This is a genomic window from Bacillus sp. RO1 (assembly GCF_012524115.1).
Lineage (GTDB): Bacteria > Bacillota > Bacilli > Bacillales > Bacillaceae_I > Sutcliffiella_A.
The window spans coordinates 28,052-50,713 of sequence record NZ_JAAZWB010000064.1 but is presented as its reverse complement, the minus strand read 5'-3'; the positions used below and the strand labels follow the sequence as shown (position 1 = coordinate 50,713).

Annotated in this window: 20 protein-coding genes; 1 reads left to right on the top strand and 19 read right to left on the bottom strand. The window is 39.6% G+C overall.

Annotation, left to right across the window (positions count from 1 at the left end; translation table 11 throughout):
* Nucleotides 1-17: 17 nt before the first annotated feature.
* From murB to HC179_RS09090, 16 genes are all read right to left on the bottom strand, one after another.
* Nucleotides 18-926, bottom strand: a complete 909-nt coding sequence (murB, locus tag HC179_RS09165) for a UDP-N-acetylmuramate dehydrogenase (RefSeq protein WP_168864053.1) — start codon at nucleotides 924-926, stop codon at nucleotides 18-20.
* Between the two features lie 456 nt (nucleotides 927-1,382).
* The gene (gene spoVE / locus HC179_RS09160) at nucleotides 1,383-2,483 is read right to left on the bottom strand and encodes a stage V sporulation protein E (RefSeq protein ID WP_168864052.1); all 1,101 of its coding nucleotides are present in this window, start codon (nucleotides 2,481-2,483) and stop codon (nucleotides 1,383-1,385) included.
* A gap of 156 nt (nucleotides 2,484-2,639) precedes the next feature.
* A complete protein-coding gene (gene murD / locus HC179_RS09155; protein ID WP_168864051.1) occupies nucleotides 2,640-3,989 on the bottom strand; it encodes a UDP-N-acetylmuramoyl-L-alanine--D-glutamate ligase in 1,350 nt (449 codons plus the stop codon).
* Nucleotide 3,990: 1 nt separating this feature from the next.
* Complete coding sequence (mraY, locus tag HC179_RS09150; protein ID WP_168864050.1) at nucleotides 3,991-4,965, bottom strand: phospho-N-acetylmuramoyl-pentapeptide-transferase; 975 nt, start codon at nucleotides 4,963-4,965, stop codon at nucleotides 3,991-3,993.
* Nucleotides 4,966-5,469: 504 nt separating this feature from the next.
* Complete coding sequence (locus HC179_RS09145; RefSeq protein ID WP_168864049.1) at nucleotides 5,470-6,939, bottom strand: UDP-N-acetylmuramoyl-L-alanyl-D-glutamate--2,6-diaminopimelate ligase; 1,470 nt, start codon at nucleotides 6,937-6,939, stop codon at nucleotides 5,470-5,472.
* A 149-nt stretch (nucleotides 6,940-7,088) separates the two neighbouring features.
* Nucleotides 7,089-9,026 carry a stage V sporulation protein D gene (locus HC179_RS09140; protein WP_168864048.1) on the bottom strand — a complete coding sequence of 646 codons (1,938 nt, stop codon included), beginning with the start codon at nucleotides 9,024-9,026 and terminating at the stop codon, nucleotides 7,089-7,091.
* A gap of 180 nt (nucleotides 9,027-9,206) precedes the next feature.
* Nucleotides 9,207-11,438 (bottom strand): penicillin-binding protein, encoded by a 2,232-nt coding sequence (locus HC179_RS09135; RefSeq protein ID WP_168864047.1) that lies wholly within the window; start codon nucleotides 11,436-11,438, stop codon nucleotides 9,207-9,209.
* On the bottom strand, nucleotides 11,439-11,798 hold the full coding sequence (ftsL, locus tag HC179_RS09130; protein ID WP_168864046.1) for a cell division protein FtsL: 360 nt from the start codon (nucleotides 11,796-11,798) through the stop codon (nucleotides 11,439-11,441).
* 33 nt (nucleotides 11,799-11,831) lie between these two features.
* Complete coding sequence (rsmH, locus tag HC179_RS09125) at nucleotides 11,832-12,770, bottom strand: 16S rRNA (cytosine(1402)-N(4))-methyltransferase RsmH (protein ID WP_168864045.1); 939 nt, start codon at nucleotides 12,768-12,770, stop codon at nucleotides 11,832-11,834.
* 130 nt (nucleotides 12,771-12,900) lie between these two features.
* Nucleotides 12,901-13,332, bottom strand: a complete 432-nt coding sequence (gene mraZ, locus HC179_RS09120; RefSeq protein ID WP_060665799.1) for a division/cell wall cluster transcriptional repressor MraZ — start codon at nucleotides 13,330-13,332, stop codon at nucleotides 12,901-12,903.
* Nucleotides 13,333-13,631: 299 nt separating this feature from the next.
* The gene (gene bshC / locus HC179_RS09115) at nucleotides 13,632-15,287 is read right to left on the bottom strand and encodes a bacillithiol biosynthesis cysteine-adding enzyme BshC (RefSeq protein ID WP_168864044.1); all 1,656 of its coding nucleotides are present in this window, start codon (nucleotides 15,285-15,287) and stop codon (nucleotides 13,632-13,634) included.
* A gap of 57 nt (nucleotides 15,288-15,344) precedes the next feature.
* Nucleotides 15,345-15,734 (bottom strand): DUF3397 domain-containing protein, encoded by a 390-nt coding sequence (locus tag HC179_RS09110; protein WP_168864043.1) that lies wholly within the window; start codon nucleotides 15,732-15,734, stop codon nucleotides 15,345-15,347.
* Between the two features lie 74 nt (nucleotides 15,735-15,808).
* The gene (locus HC179_RS09105; RefSeq protein WP_168864042.1) at nucleotides 15,809-16,726 is read right to left on the bottom strand and encodes a 2-dehydropantoate 2-reductase; all 918 of its coding nucleotides are present in this window, start codon (nucleotides 16,724-16,726) and stop codon (nucleotides 15,809-15,811) included.
* A 129-nt stretch (nucleotides 16,727-16,855) separates the two neighbouring features.
* Nucleotides 16,856-18,400 carry an acyl-CoA carboxylase subunit beta gene (locus tag HC179_RS09100; RefSeq protein ID WP_168864041.1) on the bottom strand — a complete coding sequence of 515 codons (1,545 nt, stop codon included), beginning with the start codon at nucleotides 18,398-18,400 and terminating at the stop codon, nucleotides 16,856-16,858.
* A 36-nt stretch (nucleotides 18,401-18,436) separates the two neighbouring features.
* A complete protein-coding gene (locus HC179_RS09095; protein ID WP_148986613.1) occupies nucleotides 18,437-18,649 on the bottom strand; it encodes an acetyl-CoA carboxylase biotin carboxyl carrier protein subunit in 213 nt (70 codons plus the stop codon).
* A 34-nt stretch (nucleotides 18,650-18,683) separates the two neighbouring features.
* Nucleotides 18,684-20,027 carry an acetyl-CoA carboxylase biotin carboxylase subunit gene (locus HC179_RS09090; protein ID WP_168864040.1) on the bottom strand — a complete coding sequence of 448 codons (1,344 nt, stop codon included), beginning with the start codon at nucleotides 20,025-20,027 and terminating at the stop codon, nucleotides 18,684-18,686.
* A 218-nt stretch (nucleotides 20,028-20,245) separates the two neighbouring features.
* On the opposite strand from HC179_RS09090, the gene HC179_RS09085 reads away from it, so the two are divergent.
* The gene (locus HC179_RS09085; protein WP_010193040.1) at nucleotides 20,246-20,740 is read left to right on the top strand and encodes an N-acetyltransferase; all 495 of its coding nucleotides are present in this window, start codon (nucleotides 20,246-20,248) and stop codon (nucleotides 20,738-20,740) included.
* 48 nt (nucleotides 20,741-20,788) lie between these two features.
* On the opposite strand, the gene HC179_RS09080 is transcribed toward HC179_RS09085, so the two are convergent.
* The 3 genes from HC179_RS09080 to HC179_RS09070 all read right to left on the bottom strand — a co-directional run bounded on the left by HC179_RS09080 (nucleotide 20,789) and on the right by HC179_RS09070 (nucleotide 22,614).
* Nucleotides 20,789-21,418: a methanogen output domain 1-containing protein gene (locus tag HC179_RS09080; protein ID WP_205825271.1), complete on the bottom strand. Its 630-nt coding sequence runs from the start codon at nucleotides 21,416-21,418 to the stop codon at nucleotides 20,789-20,791.
* 15 nt (nucleotides 21,419-21,433) lie between these two features.
* Nucleotides 21,434-21,844, bottom strand: a complete 411-nt coding sequence (locus tag HC179_RS09075) for a thiol-disulfide oxidoreductase DCC family protein (RefSeq protein ID WP_481747966.1) — start codon at nucleotides 21,842-21,844, stop codon at nucleotides 21,434-21,436.
* 152 nt (nucleotides 21,845-21,996) lie between these two features.
* Nucleotides 21,997-22,614: an RsfA family transcriptional regulator gene (locus tag HC179_RS09070; RefSeq protein ID WP_168864038.1), complete on the bottom strand. Its 618-nt coding sequence runs from the start codon at nucleotides 22,612-22,614 to the stop codon at nucleotides 21,997-21,999.
* Nucleotides 22,615-22,662: the final 48 nt, after the last annotated feature.

Here is a 22,662-nt window from a genome sequence, read left to right as displayed (position 1 = left end):
AAAACGGAAAAAAACTACTATTTTCTTCCTATAATTTCAACTTCCGTTTCTAATTGGACATTGTATTTCTCAAGTATTGTTTTCTTGATGTATGCAATCAGGTCCAATACATCCTGAGCTTTTGCGCCATCGTCGTTTACGATAAAGTTTGCATGCATATCAGAAACTTTGGCACCGCCAATTTTGTGACCTTTCAGCCCGGCTTTTTCAATCAGCTGACCAGCATATTCGGGAAGTGGATTTCTGAAAATACTACCGGCACATGGATAGGAAAATGGTTGGGTATCACGACGATAATCTTTATTTTTTTGAAGTTGAGCAACTACTTCTTCCCGATTTCCCTGTTCCACATTTAACACAGCTTCCAAACAAATTCCTGGACGCTCTTTTTGAAGAATCGATGTCCGATAGGAAAAATTTAATTCATCAGCAGTCAGCCACTCCATCTTTCCATCTTCAAACAAGATATGAGCTTTCTTTAATACTTTAGACATGTCAGAGCCGTGTGCACCAGCATTCATATACACTGCGCCGCCTACTGACCCTGGGATGCCTCCAGCAAACTCGAGGCCTGATAACCCTTTTTTACTGATGATGGTAACTAGTTTGATTAAAGAGTACCCTCCTCCGACATGCACTTCATTATCTTTCAATTCAAAGTGATCCATGCCATTTCCAAGCTTTATTACGACCCCTTCAATACCAAGGTCTGATACCAATAAATTGGATCCACGGCCGATTGCCGTCCATTTGACCTGGTATTTATTAATCGTTTCCATTGTTACTTGAAGTTTTTCCAAACTTTTTGGCTCCACTAGTACATCTGCAGGTCCGCCAATTTTCATGGTCGTATGATTTGCAAGTGGTTCATTAGGGAGTACCTTGCCCACTTCTTTCTCTTGAAGTTCCTTTACTAACGCATCCATATAAAATCCTCCTAAATCCACGTTCATATAACATTTTTCATAACCTTTAATAGTAGAAAGATAATCCTTCATTCAAAGCGTGATGTAGGCTCAAAAATAATTATTAATATACTATGCATGTTAATTTATATCGGTACACTGGCCCATCACATTGAAGGCTTGAAGTTTGTTTCATGACAATTATGTAATTTATTTAAAAATGGACTATGATTACATACCCTAAAGTTCCTAAATATTAAACCTGTTATTTGTCATTTACATATTTTCTTTGAAGTAGGTAATTGTTATGAAATGTAGTTGTGCAAATCTTGTTAGCACAATACTTTAATAGTATATCCCTTGTTAAAGATGTGCAACGAATATTAGTTATTGTAATCAAATTTTTATTTTTTGTCATATTATGTCCGGATATGTAACAATAAAGCCGAAACCAGGAGGCTGGTTTCGGCTTTTAAATTAGTATTTTGCGTATCTGCTTATGTTTAGGAGGATTCCTACTGCTACTAGCATTAGGGTCAAGGAGGAGCCCCCATAGCTTAGGAATGGGAGTGTAATTCCGGTTACTGGCATTAGTCCTGTTACAACTCCAACATTAATGATGACTTGAATTGCGATCATGGCTATGATTCCTACCGCTAAGAAGCTTCCATATAAATCTGGTGCACCTAGTGCAATCCTTATTCCTCTCCATAAAAGCAAAGCAAATAGAAGAACGACAAGTGTGCCTCCGATAAACCCTAGTTCCTCTGCCAATATAGCAAAAATGAAGTCTGTCTGTGGTTCAGGTAGATAAAAGAACTTCTGCCTGCTTTGTCCAAGCCCTAGTCCAAGCAGCCCGCCTGGCCCTATCGCATATAAGGATTGGATAATTTGGAAGCCGCTTCCTAACGGATCTTCCCAAGGGTTCAAGAAGGAAGTGATACGTTTTATCCGATAAGGTGCCGAAAGAATCAGAACAACAAATCCTGCTACCCCTACTAAGCCTAACCCAACAAAATGACTGATTCTTGCACCTGCTACATAGATCATGACAATACAAGTACCAACCATTACAGTTCCTGTTCCTAGGTCGGGCTGGAGCATAATCATTCCAAAAGCCAAAAATACGAGAGAGAGACTTGGAACAAGCCCCTTTTTAAAGGAAGTAATTTTCTTTTGATTTTCACTTAAATATTTTGCTAGAAAAGCAATCATGGCTATTTTCATAAACTCAGATGGTTGAACAGAGAATGCACCTACTCCGATCCAGCTTCGTGATCCATTCCGTTCCATCCCCACACCTGGAATCAAAACGATGACAAGCAGGAAAAAACATACCAGAATAATTAATTTCGCCCAAGTTCTCCAAGTCCAGTAATCGACATTCATAATGAAAAACATCGCTACTACACCCAATCCAGCAAATAATAGCTGTCTTTTGGCGAAGAAGAATGTATCCTGAAACTTGTAATCAGCCCATACCGCACTCGCACTGTAAACCATGACAAGACCTACCGCAAGCAGTGTCAGTGTGGTTAGAATCAATATTATGTCCGGAGTTGATCGCTTGTTTGCCAACGTGAAACACCTCTACTACAAAAATTAGGGCAGATGGTGGCTTAACGTTAATGATACGTTCATGCCAATAGCCAGAAAAAGGCTTTGTCCGTATGCTTCCCATCCTTTAGTTGGGAAGCTATCAGAACAAAGCCTCTTAAACATGTGGCCAAGCCCTTATTTAAGCTTATGCACGGCGTCTATAAAAATGTCTCCACGTTGCTCAAATGTTTTATATTGATCCCAGCTTGCACAAGCAGGGGACAATAAAATGACATCTCCGCTCTCAGACATTTCGTATGCCACCGGTACGGCTTTTTCCACATTATCGACATGTTTTATTTGTTTTATTCCTGCTTCATGAGCTGTGCGTGTCAACTTCTCGGCTGTTTCACCAAAAGTCACTAGCATTTTGACAGTGCTTAAGTACGGCAGCAAATCATCAAACTCATTCCCTCGATCCAACCCTCCTGCGAGCAGTACTACATTGTTATCAAATGCCGAGAGAGCTTTTTGAGTAGCTAATATGTTGGTAGCTTTTGAATCATTATAGAAACGTCGCCCTTTAAGTTCACCAATGAACTGCAAACGATGTTTTACACCTGAAAAACTTGTAAGCACCTTTATAATTGCTTCATCACTGACTCCAAGAAGTTTAACAGCTGCCACAGCTGCGAGGATGTTCTCCAAATTATGTTTTCCAGGCAACACGATTTGGTCTATATCAATAACCTTCTCCTCTTTGAAGCATACAGAATCATCTTTCAAATAAGCGCCATCCACTACCCCACTAGTGGAGAATGGAACGATGGTCGGCTGAATTCCTTCAGCAAGTTTCATAACTTGTGCATCATCAGCATTGATAACCGCATAATCTTTTTCTGTTTGGTTGGAGAAGATTTTTGCTTTTGCTTTTCCATACTCATCCAACGTCCCATGATAATCAAGGTGAGCTTCAAAAAGATTCAAAAAGACAGAGATCTTTGGTCGGAATAACTCCGTGCCCATCAATTGAAACGATGATAATTCGGTAACCATAATATCTTTATCAGTAGCTTGCTGAGCCACTTCTACCGATACATTCCCAATATTACCGGCTATTAACGGTGATTTATTATCCGCAGACAACATTTCATCAATTAATGTAGTGGTAGTGGTTTTCCCATTGGATCCTGTGATTCCGATAATTGGTGCTTCACTGATTTGATAAGCAAGTTCTACTTCAGTAAGAACAGGAATTCCTTTATCACCAGCAAGTTGTACTAAAGGATTATGATAAGGAATGCCCGGATTTTTGAAAACAACATCAATTTTCTGATCAAAGATACTTGTCGGATGTCCCCCGCATACAACTTCCATTCCTTTAGAAAGCAGATACTCAGCTTGCTCGTTTCCCTCTAAAGGACTTCTGTCATTGACAATCACCTTTGCGCCTAACTTATGTAAAAGTTCTGCAGTGGCAGTTCCACTCTTTGCTAAACCTAGGACAAGAATCCTTTTTCCTTCATAATGGCTGATTTTCTTCATATTAGATCCACACCTCTAAATAAATTCCAAGCAACGCACACAACAATCCAACTGTCCAGAACGTAACAACCACTCGCCATTCTGACCAACCAACAAGCTCATAATGATGATGAAGAGGACTCATTTTGAAGACCCTTCTACCTGTCGCTTTGAAAGAGATGACCTGGATGATAACGGAAAGTGTTTCCATTACGAAAACTCCACCGATAATAATAAGAAGAATTTCTAATTTCAACAGTACAGCTACAGTTGCAATAGCACCACCTAGCGCCAAGGAACCTGTGTCTCCCATAAAGACTTTAGCAGGATGAGCGTTAAATACTAAGAAGCCAAGTAACGCACCAACAACGGCAACACTGAAAATAGAAACTTCAAATTGTGACTGGTACCATGCTAGTATGGCAAAGGCTCCAAATGCCACAGCAGCTGTTCCGGATACAAGACCATCAAGTCCATCTGTGAGGTTGACGGCGTTGGAAAATCCAACTAGCCAAAAAATTAGGAATAGAACATAAAAGAATCCTAACTCAATGGAGATACTTGTTCCTGGAATACTAACTGCAGTGGAAAATTCAAACTGAACAAATACAAAATAGAATATTACTGCAATTACAATCTGTCCAATTAACTTCTGCAAGGACGTCAATCCTAGGTTTCTTTTTAGGACAACTTTGATAAAGTCATCAAGAAATCCTAATAGTCCGTAACCTACCATCACAAAAAGCAGTAAATAAGTTTCAACGGAAGCTTCCGCAAATTGTCCTGTGATGACTAGAGTAGTTACCGCAACAGCCAGGAGTATCATTATTCCGCCCATAGTTGGGGTACCTGTTTTCTTTTGGTGGGATTGTGGCCCTTCTTCTCTGATACTTTGACCGAATTTCAGTCTGCGCAGGAAGGGAATAAATATTGGTGATACTAAAACGGTAATTAAAAAAGACATAACGATAGCAAATAAAATAACCTGTTGTTCCATCGTTATTCCCTCCTTTCTTGAATCTCATGATTAGAGGTATCATCCACCTATGATAACCGGCAGATAATACCCGTTTTTTCGTTTAGATTTCTTTTGGTTTACCACCGCTGTGGATTTCCGCAAATGGCTTCGCTTTCCTAGGGGCTGACGTGAGCCTCCTTCGGCTTCGCCTGCGGGGTCTCCACCTAGCGCTATCTCCCTCAGTAGTCTTCGCCTTTTGCTCCAATCCACAGCTAGAAATTACCATATACATTACATATCAGTTTTTCAGTGGCCTTCTTCGCCCTGTGCTCCAATCCACAGCTAGGAAAATCCACAAAGTTAGATGTTATACCAAAAGTAAATTTTATCGGTTTTTGGGGCATATGAAAATACTTTTTTTCATCTTTTTAATATTTCTTGATAAAACAACACTTTTTTATTATCCCCTGTTCAAATTCTGGGAGATTGTGAGGCTTAGGCAATGGTCTAATTGTTACATACAATCTTACACACCTTAACAGTCTATGAACTTTGCTTTGACTGTATGGCTTCTAAAGCAATTTTTCTATCATCAAATTCAAGCACTTTATCACCTATAACTTGATAAGTTTCATGACCTTTGCCTGCAATCAGCACCACATCACCTGATTTTGCTTGAGCTATTGCTTTGAAAATCGCTGATCGCCTGTCTTCTACTATTTCGTATTGCCGGTCCTTCACACCAGCTTCCATATCTTTGAAGATTTGCAGTGGACTTTCTGAGCGTGGATTATCCGATGTGAAAATAGCTTTACTAGAATAATTCACTGCAACTTCAGCCATCAACGGACGCTTTGAACGATCTCTGTCTCCTCCACAGCCAACAATACAATATATATTTTTTTCAGAAAGTTGTTTGGTTGTCTTCAACACATTTTCCAGGCTGTCTGGAGTATGAGCATAATCGACAATCACCGTAAAATCCTGCCCAGCTTCTACCGCTTCAAAACGTCCCGGCACCCCTGTCATGTTTTCAACTACTGGAATGATAGATTCCATGGGGATATTGGATACATAACTGGCGCTTATGGCAGCGAGAACATTGTACACACTGAACTTTCCGACCAATTTCAAATGGATAGGAACGGTTTTATTATCGTAAAATAGGTCGAACGAAGTGCCCTTCGCGGATATCTTCACATTCATTGCCCTGATGTCACTGGATTCATTTATCCCATAGGTTATGACTTGAGCAGCCGTTGCTCTTTTATATACATCACTCGTTGGGTCATCTGCATTCAAAACCGCATATTTAGGTTTAGTGAGATTATAGGAGTTTCCTAATGAAGAGAATAACAAAGACTTAGCATACTGATATTCTTCCATCGTTTTATGATAATCTAGATGATCTTGCGTTAGATTGGTAAACACTGCCACATCAAAGTCACAACCATGCACCCTTCCCATATGGAGAGCATGAGAGGAAACCTCCATCACTACAGTGTCAACGTTTTTCTCCACCATTTGGTGAAAGGATTCTTGTAAAGTTAAGGCATCTGGAGTGGTGTTTTTTACAGGGTATGTCTTGTTTCCTATTTTCATATAAATAGTACCGATCATTCCAGTCTTTCGCTGGTGATGTTGAAAAATGGATTCAATAATGTGTGTGGTAGTTGTTTTTCCATTTGTACCGGTTACACCTATTAAATGAAGTTTGTGTGTAGGCTGTTGGAAGTATACATCCGCCAAGATAGCCATTGCCCTCATTGTATCTGGAACCACGATGACCGGGACAGCAACATCCAATGGCTTTTCAGATATGATTGCGACAGCCCCTTTATTCACTGCATCTTGTGCGAATTGATGTCCATCTACCGTGTACCCTTTGATACAAAAAAATAAACTCCCTTCATTGACCTTACGGGAATCCATGACAATGGAAGATATCTCAGGGTTATCCTTAGAGGATACTTCATATCTGTGAAGATATTGAATTAATGTTTGAAGTTTCATGCGAATCAAACCCCTTTGGCTTACTTGAAGACCTAAATGCAGGATGAAAAACTAACAGGATAGATGGTGAGAGATAACCTTTATATTTTTCTGACTTACCTTTATCACCATTCTATCCTATTTAGGGAAATTAAACCAATCCTCTAGATTTATTCTTCATCAGTTTTGCTTTTCCCGGACATGTATACCCTAACGGTCGACCCCTCTTCCACTTTTGTTCCAGGAGCCGGCGCCTGCTGAACCACTGTATCCCCATCTCCGCTTATATCAAGTTTGAGAGTAACTAATTGTTGAAGGAGTTCTTTTCTTGTCATTCCTTTTAGATCAGGAACTTCCACAAGAGGTACATCCGGCCATTGCAATTCTTTTTCGATTTGTCCTTTTCTCTTTTCCACTCCCAAAGCATTTAGGCTATCCTCCATTATATTCCCAACAATCGGGGCTGCTACTACCCCACCAAACTGTACGGTGCCCTTAGGATTATCGACAGCAAGGTACACGACAAGTTGAGGATCATCAGCAGGTGCCACACCAATAAAAGATACGATATGATTGTTTTCCATGTATCTACCGTCTTTTACTTTTTGGGCAGTTCCTGTTTTCCCTCCAACTCGATAGCCCTCTACAAAAGCATTACGTCCCGTACCTTGCGCAACTACGCTTTCTAATGCATACCGGACTTGTGCGGAGGTTTCCTCAGAAATGACTCTTCTCTTCTCTACCGGTGTCTTTCTCGAGACTATATCTCCAGTGATTGGATCTACAAACTCTTTCGCGATAAATGGAGTGTATAATATGCCACCGTTCACCGCAGCAGAAACAGCCGCAACCTGCTGTATTGGAGTAACAGAAACCCCTTGCCCAAAGGCAGTGGTGGCTAGTTCTACTGGCCCTACCTTTTCTGGTTTAAACAGGATCCCCTTTCCTTCTCCAGCTAAATCAATCCCTGTCTTCTCCCCGAATCCAAAAGATTTTATATAATTGAAAAGGGTGTCCGTCCCTAAACGTTGGCCTAGCTCTACAAAACCTGGGTTACATGAATTTTGAACCACTTCCAGGAATGTTTGGTGACCATGTCCCCCTTTTTTCCAACAACGAAGCCTTGCTCCATCTACCATTGCAGCTCCGCTGTCATTGAAGGTATCGTTTTTTAAGTTGACTTTATTTTCTTCGAGGGCTGCTGCTAAGGTTATAATCTTAAAGGTAGATCCAGGCTCATACGTACTCCAAACAGGGAGATTTCGGTTATAAATTTCTGGTGCCACACTTTGGAATTCAGCAGGATCAAAATCAGGCCTACTCGACATTGCCAGAATTTCTCCTGTATTAGGGTCCATCGCAATTGCAATTATTCCATCAGGGTTATACAGTTCCTGTGCAAGGTCTAACTCTCTTTCCATGATAGTCTGTACCTTTGAATCAATGGTAAGCCTTAAGTCTAAACCGTCCTGGGGGGCTTCGTAATCATCTGGAATATCCGGCATTCTTCTTCCCTTTGCATCCGAATAAAATTGTACGTAGCCTTTTTCCCCTTTTAATTGTTCATCGTAATATAGTTCCAGACCCATTAATCCTTGATTATCAATTCCTGCAAAACCTAAAACATGAGAAAGATAACTACCGAAAGGATAATGTCGTTTTGAGTCCTCCGCAATGTAGACACCTTTTAAGTCTAGCGCTCTTATCTCTTTTGCTTTTTCATGTGAAATTTTTCTTCCTTCTGGGTTGATCCTCTCCATGGATGAGCTTTTAGTCACCAGCTTGTACACCTTTTCTTTGGACATATTTAAGACAGCTGCGAGCTTCTCAGCCGTGTCATTGGGATCTTTGATTTGTCTCGGTACAACCAAAACCGTCGGTGCACTCATGTTTGTTGCCAATGGAACGCCATTTCGATCTAGGATTTCTCCCCGCTCTGGTTCAAAAGGGATATTCCGACTCCATGAATCTTTGGCACGGTCTGTAAGCATATTCCCCAATGCGAATTGAACATATCCTAGGCGTAAATCAATAATACTGAAAAGTAGAATTCCTATAAGAAGTACAATGGTCAACCTTCTCCGAACCGTTACATGAGATACCCGCATATCCTATGAACCCCCTTTAATATTCGTAGTAATATATGCTTGTACGAAAGAGGATAGAACATGGTATTCACGGACCGCCCACAGGCAAGCGAAGCGCCTGGAACAAAAATCAACTGTTTTTATAACTATTAACATAAAAAAACACTGCCAAAGGTCATAGCCTTTAACAGTGCATATAAATTAACTACCCTCAGAGTCTTCTTCAGATTCTGATTCTTCCGTTTCTTCTTCCTCCTGCTCCTCCGTTTGCGGCAAAGGTCTATTTGAACCCAATTCCACAACAAGGCTGTTTCCTTCTTCAACTGGAGTTCCAGGAATAATATTTTGCTTTTGCACATACCCATTGCCAATAATCTCGGTTTCAAGCTTGAGTAAATTGGATATCTTGCGAACATCACGCAAACTCCAACCTGTCATATCTGGAATTGCCGGGGTATTTTCTGTTAATAGTATAACCCTCTCACCTTTTATGACTTCACGGCCTGGTTGAGGTGTTTGTTTTAATACTTTAGATCCTTCACCCACTAGGACATATTCCGGGCCTTGTGCATCAGCAGAAACATCCTGAATATTTTCCCCAACAAGATTTGGAACTTTCACTCCGACACTTTTCTTTTTCGGAGTATTCGCTTGACTTTCATCAGGTTGAATACTTAAATATTGCAGGCTTCGGCGCATCACGGTATTGAATACTCCCGATACAGGGCCTGCCCCATTTTCATGTTGAGCAATTTTAGGCTTTTCTACTGCAACATACATCAACAACTCCGGATCATCAGCCGGAGCCATCCCTGTAATAGAATAAATATATTCGCCATGACCAGATAAATAACCTCCTGGACCAGGAATTTGAGCAGTTCCAGTCTTGGCTGCAACTTTATATCCTTCAATACTGTAAGGACGACCTGTACCGTTTTCAGAACTTACTACTGATTCTAAGACATCTAGGACTTTATCAGCAGTCTTTTCTGAAATTGGATTTCCTTTTTGTTTTGGCTTATTTTCTAGTACGACTTCATTTGTGTTAGGATCGACAATCTTATCAATCACATAGGGCTGCATCATTTTTCCATCATTTGCAATCGCAGTTGCAGCCTGAATTTGTTGAATTGGAGTGAATGCAGAGCCTTGTCCAAAAGCTGTTGATATTCTATCTCTATAATAATTGTAGTTGATGTTGCTTGTCGTTTCATCCGGAAGGTCAATACCTGTCGGCTCATTCATACCAAAGGCATGAATATATTTTAAAAGAGTATCTGTTCCCATCTTATCTGCTAGCAAAGCAAATGCTACGTTGGAAGAACGTTGGACCCCTTCATCAAAAGATATAGTTCCCCACCCTGACCTGTTATGGTCGTAAACCGGGACAGGGTCTTTTGGAAGACTATATGAACCAGACTGATAGAGTTCAGATCCATTGTAAACCCCTTCTTCAATGGCTGCTGCCAATGAAAAGATTTTCATAGTCGAACCTGGCTCATACCTATAGGATATGGCATCGTTGTTCCAATTGTCCGTCAATCCTTCTCTTGTGTTTAAATCAAAGGTTGGCCGAGATCCCATTGCAAGTATCTCCCCGGTTTTCGGGTCTGCCACGATGGCTATGATTCTTTCTGGTTCATATTCTTCCACCACATTGTTCATCGCTTCTTCTAAAAATGTCTGAATGGTCTTATCTAATGTCAGATGCACATTTTTCCCGTTGATCGCAGGAACATAGGATACATCTGAGTCCATAGTAAGTTTAACCCCTTTATTGTCAGTTTTGACTGACAATGAACCATTCTGTTCTTTTAGTTCTTCTTCTAACATCTTTTCCAGGCCTGTTACACCAGTAACTACACCATCATCATTTGCTCTTGCAAAACCGACCACGTGACTGGAGAATTTGCCGTTGAAATAATAGCGTTTAGATCCTTCCACAAAGCCTATTCCCGGCAGTTTCATGTCTTCGATTTCTTTTTTTACTGACAATGGAAGATCTCTGCCCAATGCTCCAAATTCTACTTGTTTGCGATCCAACTGTAATTTTTCTAAAATCTCACTTTGATCAACTTCCAAGACAGATGCCAATTTTGCAGCCGTCTCGTTTGGATCGACTACATGACGAGGTTTCTTTTCATCTGTTGTCAAGGACTCGTCCAACACCGCCACTAGGTTGAAGGACGGGGTATCTTCTGCAATCGGATCTCCACTTCTATCAAATATGGATCCCCTTGTTGCATCAATTGTTTTGTTTACATTATATCTTTCACTAGCTTCTACAGATAAATTATGTCCATGTGCTTCGCCGGTTGCTTGAAGGTAAAAAAATCGCCCAATCAATAGAAAAAAGAGCAACGCAAAAAATCCGAGTAGAATTGCTGCTCCTAAGTGAATTCTTTTTTTATGAACGATGTTATGGGTACTCATCTAGTTCCCTACGTTCTTCACATTGTTCTCGTTTAATGTCAGACCAAGGTTTTTGGCTTTTTCAAGAATGACTTCATAGCTGCTCTCTTCCGCTACACGAAGTTCAAGTTCACGATTTTCCTTTAATTGCGATTCAATGGACCCTTCAAGCGATTGAATTTCGCTATTTACATGATAGATATTCACATGGTTAGTAACGACGTGGACTGCTCCGAAAGCCAGCATGCCAATAAACATATAGCCAAGTATCTTTTCCCCAAGCGTAATTTTTGAGCGTTTCTTTACGACCAATTGTCTTTTTGGCGCCTGCTGTATACGTTCTTCATGCTGCCTCTGAATTTTGTGAGCTAAGTTACTCATTCTCTTTCCCCCTAGTCTATATTTATTTTATATTTAGTCTTTCGCTTTTTCTGCAATTCTTAGTTTTGCCGATCTTGCGCGATTATTGGCTTCTAGTTCTTCTTCACTAGGTAGTATCGGCTTTCTTGTAATAAGTTTAAGCGTCGGCTGATATTCTTCTGGAATTATCGGTAGTCCAGGCGGCAGTTGTGGCAGCTGGCTTTTTTCTTTAAAGGCTACTTTACACATTCTGTCTTCAAGTGAATGGAAGGTGATAACAGATACTCTTCCCCCGACTTTTAAAACATCAATTGCTTGATGGATAGCATCTTCAAAAACACCCAACTCGTCATTTACCGCAATTCTTATTGCTTGGAAAACCCTTTTAGCAGGATGGCCGCCAGTTCTTCTAGCTGGAGCCGGTATGCCATCTTTGATGATTTCCACCAATTCAAGAGTCGTTTCAATCGGCTTTGATTTTCGATATTCTTCAATTTTCCTTGCAATTTGTTTGGAAAACTTCTCTTCTCCATATTGAAAGAATATTCTTACTAGTTTCTCATAAGGCCACTCATTAACAACATCATAGGCACTGAGGGGACTGTCTTTGTCCATTCTCATATCTAAAGGTGCTTCGTGATGGTAACTAAAACCTCTTTCAGGTGTGTCCAATTGAGGAGAAGAAACGCCAAGGTCGAACAACACGCCATCCACTTTGGTAATTCCTTGCTCATACAATTTCTCTTTTAGGTGCTTAAAATTGCTTTTAATGAAAATGACCCGATCCAGATAATTATGTAGCACACTTTTTGCATGTTCTAGCGCATGGTCATCCTGATCAAATGCAATCAATCTTCCTTTGTCTGATAACTGTTTTACAATTTCGGAACTATGTCCTGCACCTCCTAATGTGCAATCAACATACGTACCGTCTTCTTTAATGTTAAGACCTTCTACTGCTTCATTGAGTAGTACTGTTACATGGTGAAACATTCTCCACCGCCTTTCTAGCTCTAAGCTGTTTTCCTCTTAGCTGCTGCAAATTCTTTTCTCTCGGTATTTTCTCACCGACCATCTTGTTTTATCCAGGCTGTTCTTTGTATTCGTTGTAATTAAGTCCCTTTTATAAGTCAAAATCCACGAGGTTCTCTGCAATCTCTGCGAAGGAGTCTTCCGAGTCTTCTACAAAAGTATTCCAGTTGTCCTTGCTCCAGATTTCTATTCGATTAGATACTCCGATCACGACACATTCTTTTTCTAATTGTGCATACTGAACAAGTGGGGTGGCAATGTTCACTCGACCTTGCTTGTCCAATTCACACTCAGAAGCACCAGAAAAGAAGAAACGTGTAAATGCACGGGCATCCTTTTTAGTAAGTGGCAATTGTTTCAATTTGTCTTCAACAGTTTTCCATTCAGAGAGCGGATAGCCAAAAAGGCATTTATCGAGGCCTCTAGTAAGAACAAAGGTTTCACCTAAATGATCACGGAATTTCGCAGGCACAATCATACGCCCTTTTGCATCAATTGTATGATTATATTCGCCCATGAACATTTGGCTCTCCCACCCTTCTTCTACTTTCCCCCACAATCCCCCACTTCTCTCCACTTACTTTATTGTACTATTCTCTTCCCCAAAAGAAAATCCTTTAAGCCTACTTTTTTTTCGTTTTTCATCTTTTTACAACATTTTTTGACAAAAGGACGAATTAAGGTCAAACTTGGCTTTTTTTGACTCCATGAAAACATAATAAACGACCATTCTTCAGTAAATGCTCGTTTACGACTCTCTTTTTTACTTGTTAATGTCAGAAAAAGAATATAAAAAAACAGCAGGATTTTTCCCGCTGTTTCTTAAAGTTTAATTATTTTATGCTTCCCGTTATGCTCCAATGGCAATTCACATAGCCTTTGAACGAAATCCAGACCATATTTATTAATAAAATAGTAGATATTCCATACTCTCTCTTGCGGCATACCTTTTGGCAAGACAGCAAGTTCCACTCGTTCATATTTGTTCATCATGTTTTCATGTTTCTCATATGCCGAACGTTCAATCAGTCGATGAATGTAGGCGAATTGTTTATCAATCAAATTCCAATTTTTTTCAAAAGTTTTCTGATGATGCGGTATAGTATGATTGCCTAAATCTCGGAATCGATCATGAACTTTGGCATATTGTTCATGGTACGACGTCAATGTCGCTTCTATTGATTCAAGTTCTTCTTTATACAACCAAGCTTTACGCTTTTCTTCCAGGCCGTGTTCCACTGCATCTGAAATATCTTCACCCAATTCAAGTAACGTTCGATCGATATGGCGTTCCAATAAAGTCAAAGATATCCTAGGTACAACTGGTGGCATTTCAAGGCCCACTGAACGGAAACATCGACCGAGTTCAGCCCAGTAACTGATTTCTCCAGGTCCTCCGATAAAGGCAAGAGTAGGAAATAGAAACTCCTGCATAAGCGGCCTCGTTACAACGTTATTGGAGAAATTTTCAGGTTGTTCCTCCATCAACTTAGTTAGGTATTCAACCGTATACTGACGGTTAGAATCCTTTAAATAAGCAATCTGTTTCGTTTCATCCCAACATAGGAGTTCCCGCTCACCGTCTTGGTGAAAGAATAAATTCATCGATTCTGAGTCAATTTCTAACATCGGTGTATATCCTTGCTCCTCAAGTTCCATTTGAGCCTGCAGCATACCTTCACGAATTTGACTATGCTTCATTAAAAGTTGTTGCAAATAAGGAGTTTCAAGCTTCCGCAAAGATGGGTCGGAGGCATTCACTAAAACCAGTCCGGTACCTTTAAAGAGTTTTGTAATCAAGCGAGCAAATATATCCACAAAGGTAGAAGAATCTTCAATTGCTTGGGATAATTCTTGTTTTAACTCCTTTGTAAAAGGGCTTTCCCTATAAGAGTTAACAATTTCAAGAAACCAAGCGTGTAACTTTTCTTTATCATAGTGAAGCTCCGATACCATTTTTTTGCCTGCTTCTTTCATTTGAAACACATGTTTTTCTATTTCATTATTTTTTGGAAGGTTCACATGATTTATTTCCTGAAAATCATGATCTTCACCTGCTATCCAAAATATAGGAACAACCGGGATACCAAGCTTTAGCTCCTGTTCTTGGGCAAGTTTGATCGTACTGATTATTTTTGAAATAGTGTAGATCGGGCCAGTCAATAACCCTGCTTGTTGCCCACTGATAACAACAACCGACTGGCAGTCAGATAATTTTTCAATGCTATGTAAGGTTTGTGCATCCGCATCGTATCTTTGATTAAATTCAAGAAGATGGGCAACAAGCTCTCTTCTCCTAAAGCTTCTATTTTTCAATTGATCGTTTCTCTTTGTGTAGGTATCTACAGAAAAAGGATTATATGTAAAAAAGGGAAGTATGCTCTCCTTTTGAGCTAAATAAGCGGAGGAAAACTTATTAATAGTAGGGAGCGTTAATTCTACTACATTCATAAAGTACGTCCTTTCTGAATCGTTCATATGTGTTGATGTCTCCATGAGTATAGCATTGATTTCCATTGTTTCAAAAAATATTGCTTAAGTAAATGTTTCAAAAATCCGTTTAACTATTCCAAATGTCAAAAGAGAAAAATATGCTAGGAAAAACAGAAGGAAATTCAACCTCCAAAACCCTTTAAATAATCTTCTAAAATGGATTTCCTCTTTGATTTTATAATGTGTCAAAACCATCACGGTTGCAATCAACAATAAAACAGTTAAAATGACCGAAAGAAACGACGTATCCCAGATAATAATCATGATAAAGTGCACGGCTAAGATAAAAAATAGTGTCGAAGCATCAATCGCCAAATGAAAGGACTTTTTACTATTTCTTGTTACCAATTTAGCTATATAAAAAAAAGCAATCATCGCGAAGATAGGAAGAGTAACGATTGTAGCGAAAGTCCCTGCTAAAATTCCAGACATTTTTAACATACCTCTTTTCACTTACTTGATTATTTTTTGTAATTTACAAGCAGGATGAACTAGCATAAGAGGTATTAACAGCTTGCATCGTTTTGAAGCCCTTTAACTGCTTCATAAATAAATTCTGTTAGCGGAACTGATTTTCCTTGTTTTTCAGCCAAATTTATCATATATCCCAAGATTGCATCGACTTCGGTTTCTCTCCCTGCATTTATATCCCGTTTCATAGAAGAGGAGTTTTCCGCAGTTTTCTCGCAAATGGAGTAGATATGATTCCACATATGCTCCCTATTATCTGTTTCAACCAAAAAATCCATCTCATTATATAAACGCTTCATGCAGTTTTGATAATATTGGTTTGATAACAGGTCCCCATTACGAACATCAAAAATAGCCGTCAACGGGTTGATGATAGCATTAACAAGCAATTTTTCAATCATCATTCCGTAATAATCCTTGCACACTTTAAGTGGGAAATCCACACCTAAAGAATCCATCCAACTATTTATGAAAATAGCTGCTTGCCGGTCTTTGCTTGTCAAAGGATAACCTGCTATTTTCGTACGTCCTTTTCCTGTCCACATTACGGTGCAATCATTGATTTTCTTTACACCATGCTCTACTACCCCTAATAAAATTTGAGGTTTCGAGAGCTGTTCGAGCAAATCAACATGTGACATTCCATTTTGGAGAAAAAGGATCGATTGTTCTCTCGAGCACATTTTTAGGACAGGGAGGATGGCGGTTAGGCCATATTGCTTTGTTGCAACAATGATTAAGTCGTCCTTTAAAGGAACATCGTTATCCCACTCCATGACTCCAACTTTTCTTGTTTCTTTCCAATTTTCACTGTGCAGGACAGTTATCCCTTGTTCTTTTAGTAGTTGTTGTTGTTCTTGCCGCTTAACATATAGAGAGACAGCAAATTGTTTTGATAACTGGGAGGCATATAGAAGGCCGACAGCACCTCCACCAATGATTCCAATATTCATCGTATCCCCTTCTTTAGTCCTATTTTCTACTATTGTACCAATTTATCGTTATAGGTTGTACTGTTCTTTTCCCCTGCAGGTATTGCACATAAAAAATATCCAGTGCCATAAATGGGCACTGGACATTTTTTACACCGGATAAACCGGGTGTTTACGATGACTAAATGTCATTTGCTTGCTAGAGTAATAATGGAAGCGGCTAATCAATACATTTCGCAAATCTTTTGCAGGTACAATATCATCTACAATCATTTCCGAAGCTAATTTATAAATATCGATATGCTCCTTATATTCCTGGTGTTTTTCTTGCACAAAAGCAATTCTTTCCTTTGGATCTTCAATTTCATTAATTTTGTTGGAGTATACCGCATTGACCGCCGCTTCAGGTCCCATTACTGCTATTTGTGCAGTCGGAAGTGCAATGCAGCAATCCGGTTCAAATGCTGGACCTGCCATCGCATAAAGTCCAGCCCCATAAGCTTTTCTTACCACAACAGAAATTTTTGGAACCGTGGCGGAACTCATCGCTGCAATGAGTTTTGCTCCGTGGCGGATAATACCTGCTCGTTCCACTTTTGTGCCAATCATGAAGCCTGGAACATCTGCAAGGAACAGTAAAGGAATGTGGTATGCATCACAAAGTTGAATGAATTTCGCACCTTTGTCTGCAGAATCTACAAAAAGTACTCCACCCTTCACTTTTGGCTGGTTCGCGATAATCCCGACAACCTTTCCATCCATCCGGGCGAAACCGGTTATTAATTCTGGCGCGAATAATTTCTTTATTTCAAAGAAACTGTTTGCATCAATCAACTGATCTATCGCTTCATACATATTAAATGGCGCGTTTTGATTTACAGGGATGATATCTGTCAGCGTTCTTCCTTCTTTTGGGCTGACAGGATCCACTTCTTTTGTCTTCTCTTGGTAACTACCAGGAAAATATTCAAGGTACTTTCGGGCTTGATGAATAGCTTCTTCTTCAGTAGCAGCTAGGACATCTCCACAACCACTGACAGAGCAATGCATTCTTGCTCCACCCATTTCCTCTAATGTAACCTTCTCCCCAATTACCTTTTCCGCCATCCGTGGTGATCCTAAATACATGGATGCATTTCCGTCTACCATCACAACAATGTCACAGAAAGCCGGGATATAGGCACCTCCAGCAGCAGATGGACCGAATAACAGACAAATTTGAGGTACCATTCCAGAAAGCTTCACTTGGTTATAAAAGATTTTCCCAGCTCCACGTCTATTTGGGAACATATCTAATTGGTCTGTAATTCTCGCTCCTGCAGAGTCAACAAGATAAAGAATCGGAACCATTAATTTTTCGGCAGTTTCTTGAATTCTAATGATTTTTTCTACCGTTCTTGCTCCCCATGAGCCTGCTTTTACAGTAGAGTCATTTGCCATCACACACACTGTCTGACCATTTATTTTCCCAATGGCAGTTACAACACCATCAGCCGGAAGACCTTTTGCTTTATTATTGGCAAAAAGCCCATCCTCCTCGTATTGTCCGTTGTCAAATAGAAGAGCAAGGCGGTCACGAACAAATAGCTTGTTTTGTTCTTTTAATTTCTCGTGATATTTCTCACTTCCGCCGCTCTTGATTGTTTCTACCGTTTCTTGAAACTCTTGTTCTAAATCAGTGGTGGTTTTTATCATCTTATTCCCCCGCTTTCTTCTCAACGTTGTAAAATACTATTCCAATTCCAGCAGCACATCTCCATCATTTACGAATTCTCCTTCTGCAGTAGAAATGCTCGCCACTTTTCCGTTCATCATTACTTCCACTGGAATCTCCATTTTCATGGACTCTAAAATAATAACAGTTTGACCAGCTGTTACTTCATCGCCAACTTCCACTAACACTTTCCAAACTGTACCTGCCATTGCCGCTTCAACTTTTTTCATTGTAATTTCCTCCTGATCTCATGTTGTAATAAATTTAAGTAGTAATTGGGTTCATCGACTGAATGAAACCAGTATGATAGTGACCTGAGACAAAATCATCTGTCTCCAGAGCGCGAATCAAAAATGGAAGATTCGTTTTTATTCCTTCAACTGAAGCTGCCGTTAAATACTCCTTCGCCCTTTCAATTGTCGCTTCTCTCGTCTCACCGGAAACGATAATTTTTGCAATCATTGGGTCATAAAATGGTGTTACTTTTAGATCTGGGCCATAACCGCTGTCCACTCTGACTCCCGCTTCCATAGGAAGGTGCCATTTTGTGATGAGCCCAGGTGAAGGAAAGAATTTCACTGGATCTTCTGCATACAGACGAAATTCTATCGCGTGTCCAGTGCTTGTGATTTCCTTCTGTTGCAACGGCAGCTCTTCGCCAGCTGCCACATGAAGTTGCCATTCTACAAGATCAAGGCCAGTGATGCACTCCGTAATCGGGTGTTCAACTTGCAGTCTTGTATTCATTTCAAGGAAATAAAAATTCTCCTCTTCGTCCATGATGAACTCAACAGTACCGGCATTCTTGTAACCTACTTCTTTGGCAGCCAGGACAGCAGCTTCACAAATTTTCATTCGAGTCTCTTCGCTCATTGCCGGACTCTGCGCTTCTTCAATAACCTTTTGATTCCGTCTTTGAACAGAGCAGTTCCTTTCAAACATATGTACGACATTTCCATGTGCATCTCCGAAGATTTGCACCTCTATATGCTTGGCATTACCCACGTATTTTTCAATAAACATATCCTCATTCTTGAAATAAGCTTTCGCTCGTTTCTTGGTCTGTTCGAAAGTGTTCTCGATATCCTGTTTGTTTTCACAGCGGTGCATACCAATTCCACCGCCTCCTCCACTAGCTTTTAACATAACAGGGAAACCGATTTTCTCTGCAAGAACCAGCGCTTCCTCTAATGATTCAACTGGCTGCTCAGAGCCAGGAACAACTGGAACTCCAGCTTGAATCATCGCTCTGCGGGAAGATAATTTATCTCCCATTAACTTAATGACATCTACATTTGGACCGATAAATGTCAGTCCTGCATCATGAAGCGCTTGTGCAAACTCTCCATTCTCCGATAAAAAACCGTAGCCTGGGTGGACTCCATCTACCTTTTCTTCCTTAGCGATTTCCAAAATCCGTTCAACGTTTAAATATGATTTTTGAGGCGGGGCCTCACCTACATGTCTTGCTACTGTCGCTTGCTGAACATAAGGCAAATCTTTATCAGCATCTGAATATATAGCAACTGTTTCTACCCCTAATCGCTGACATGTTCGTATGATTCTTTCTGCAATTTCTCCTCGATTAGCAATCAGTATTTTTTGCATGGAGTTATCCCCTTTCTAAAGAACTTGCAATTTAAACCCCTAACAAACTACTATTTCTACATAATTCCTGGATTTCCTTCTTTAATTGCAAGCGCTTTCTAAAATTATTGCAGAATTTTTTGTTTTTTTGTTATATAATTAATATTAAAATAAACCATTCTGCCTAATATGTATAGTGGTAGGCGCTTCAATTAGAGATATTCAAGGGGGAAATGTAAATGACTGTAAAAAAACTATCAATTAACTATAAAACATTGGAAGAGTTCAAACAGTTCAGGGAATACGGCATACAGGAACTATCTATGTTAGAAGACCTTCAAGATAACATTATCGAGAATGACAGCGAATCACCATTCTATGGAATTTATTATGGTGAAAAACTTGTGGCAAGAATGAGCCTTTACCGTGTTTCTAAAGAACTTGATAAATATTTCGAACCTCGCCAAGACTATTTAGAGTTATGGAAACTAGAAGTATTATCTAACTACCAGCGCAAAGGCTTTGGAAAAGAACTAGTTGATTTCGCGAAAGGATTTGGGCTTCCAATTAAAACGAACCCTCGTGTCAAATCGGCCGACTTTTGGAATCGTATGGGCTTCACCTCTGTACATTATGATGTGGAGCGTGATTTAGGGGAAAACCCGCTTGTGTGGTATCCAGAAGGAGTTAAGGCACAAGAAAGACTCTCCACTAAAGAGGAAACTACAGATTAAAAATAAAAAAGGTAATTGCTTCAATTTTGGCAATTACCTTTTTTGGTTTCACTTTTTATCCACCTGTTTTTTCAAGCTTTCCAATTCGTCGATCAGCTTGACCACAAGTTCATCACTTTTTCGCAGCTCCTCATTCAAAAGCACAATCGTCTCACTTTCCCACTGAAAAGGATCTGCATTCTCTGGTGTTCGAGGCAGGTTTTCATATACATCACCATTGACAAGTTCATTGGGTTTAATATAGATGACTACTTCACAGCCATGATCACCAACGGCTATTCTTTTCTTCAAATCAACCTTCCCATATCCAAACTTCCTTGAGGCAATTCCCCCAAAAACACTAGACGTCATATTACAAAGGTGTGGAGCATCCCTTACCATTTCGCCGAAAGGGCAACGGTTCGCTTTTACTATTACATACTCTGGAGTAATGGTTGAGATATAGAATTCTCCACCTATGGAGTTTTTCAAATCGACAATCACTTCTGCATATTTGTTCACAGACCAATCATCATCTCTTTTGCCATAAAAGTCCTCAATCCATTCGCCTGTTCTCAGTCCTATTTGGCGAATATATTCACCGGCGGTTTTCCCCACTGTCTTTTCATGGATAAATGCATATTGCGTAATGAGTTTTGAAAGAAATATCGAGCCCGTCAGTTGTGTTTTAGTGCTCATTATTCTCTTCCTCTCCTATAAAAATCTTTTTTTCATTTCTGGACTTGGCAACATACATTGGTCTTTCTTTCCAAACCACCTATATCGATTTTTTGCAATATAGGAATAAACTAAATCTCTTAAAGGCTTAGGTATAATAATTAATGGATAGAAAAGCTTCCACGAGCCATCTAATTCTTTTGCCACTTTCAAAGCTGCTGTCGACTTCGTAAATAATTTATTGGATTCAACATAATAGAAGCTATCAAAATGGTCCAACGGCAGAGAGTGTTCCTTTAAAATGGTTTGTCCCACTTCAGACTGAAGGGAAGCAAATTTAAAGGTTGCTTCTTGATCACGTTTAATTACAAAAGTCACCAATGAATTACACAAATTACATACACCATCAAAAAGAAGAATAGGATGCTCAGTTTGAATCTCAGGCACTAAATCTCTCCTTTCAAGAACCATCCAGATCATTCCAATACATTACTTCTTCATTATACAACTAATATTTCAATATGTATCTAAATTACTATCATCATTACTAATTAACATGAAAAACCACCCTTGAATAGGATGGTCTTGATTTGTAGATGCTATTTCTCCACTCTCTCTAAATTTCCGTTGCGATCCATTTGAAATTTAACTTTTTTGTTTTTTTCATCATCTTGTAATACAACCATTTTCCTGGCGCGCTCCATAATTTCGATTAAAGCTCGGTAATCTTCTTCTACCAAATTCATCGATGATTCCAGTTCCAGCTTAGCCTCTGCTATATGTTTAAGATCAGCTTCTAGCTGTTCCACTTGTTTTTTCAAGCTTTGATTCTCTTCTTTGATTTTGGTATATTCATTTTCTAATTGCTCTAGATGGTTTAAGTAACTAATCACAGCTGAAATTGTCAGGTTATCACCTGCATATAATTTATTATTTATTGCACTAAAGTCATTTTCAAAGGTGACAGGTTGAGGAGCAGCTTGCTCTTTTTTTAGCTCTTTACGTTGTTTCTTCGCCAGTTCAATTCCTGTTGCATATTGTTTCCTCACATATGAATTCCACCTAAAACCGCAAGCAGCAGATGTCCGAGAAAGCTTTTTTCCCACTTCCTCAAACGCAGTCAATTGGGTTCCACCTTCTCTTATATATCGTAAAACCACTTCCGCCAACAATAAATCTTCATCTTGAGTCCAAGCATCTTGACGAACAGTAGACATATTGCTATCCCCCTTACACACATTTTTTACCTATACATATGCGTGTAA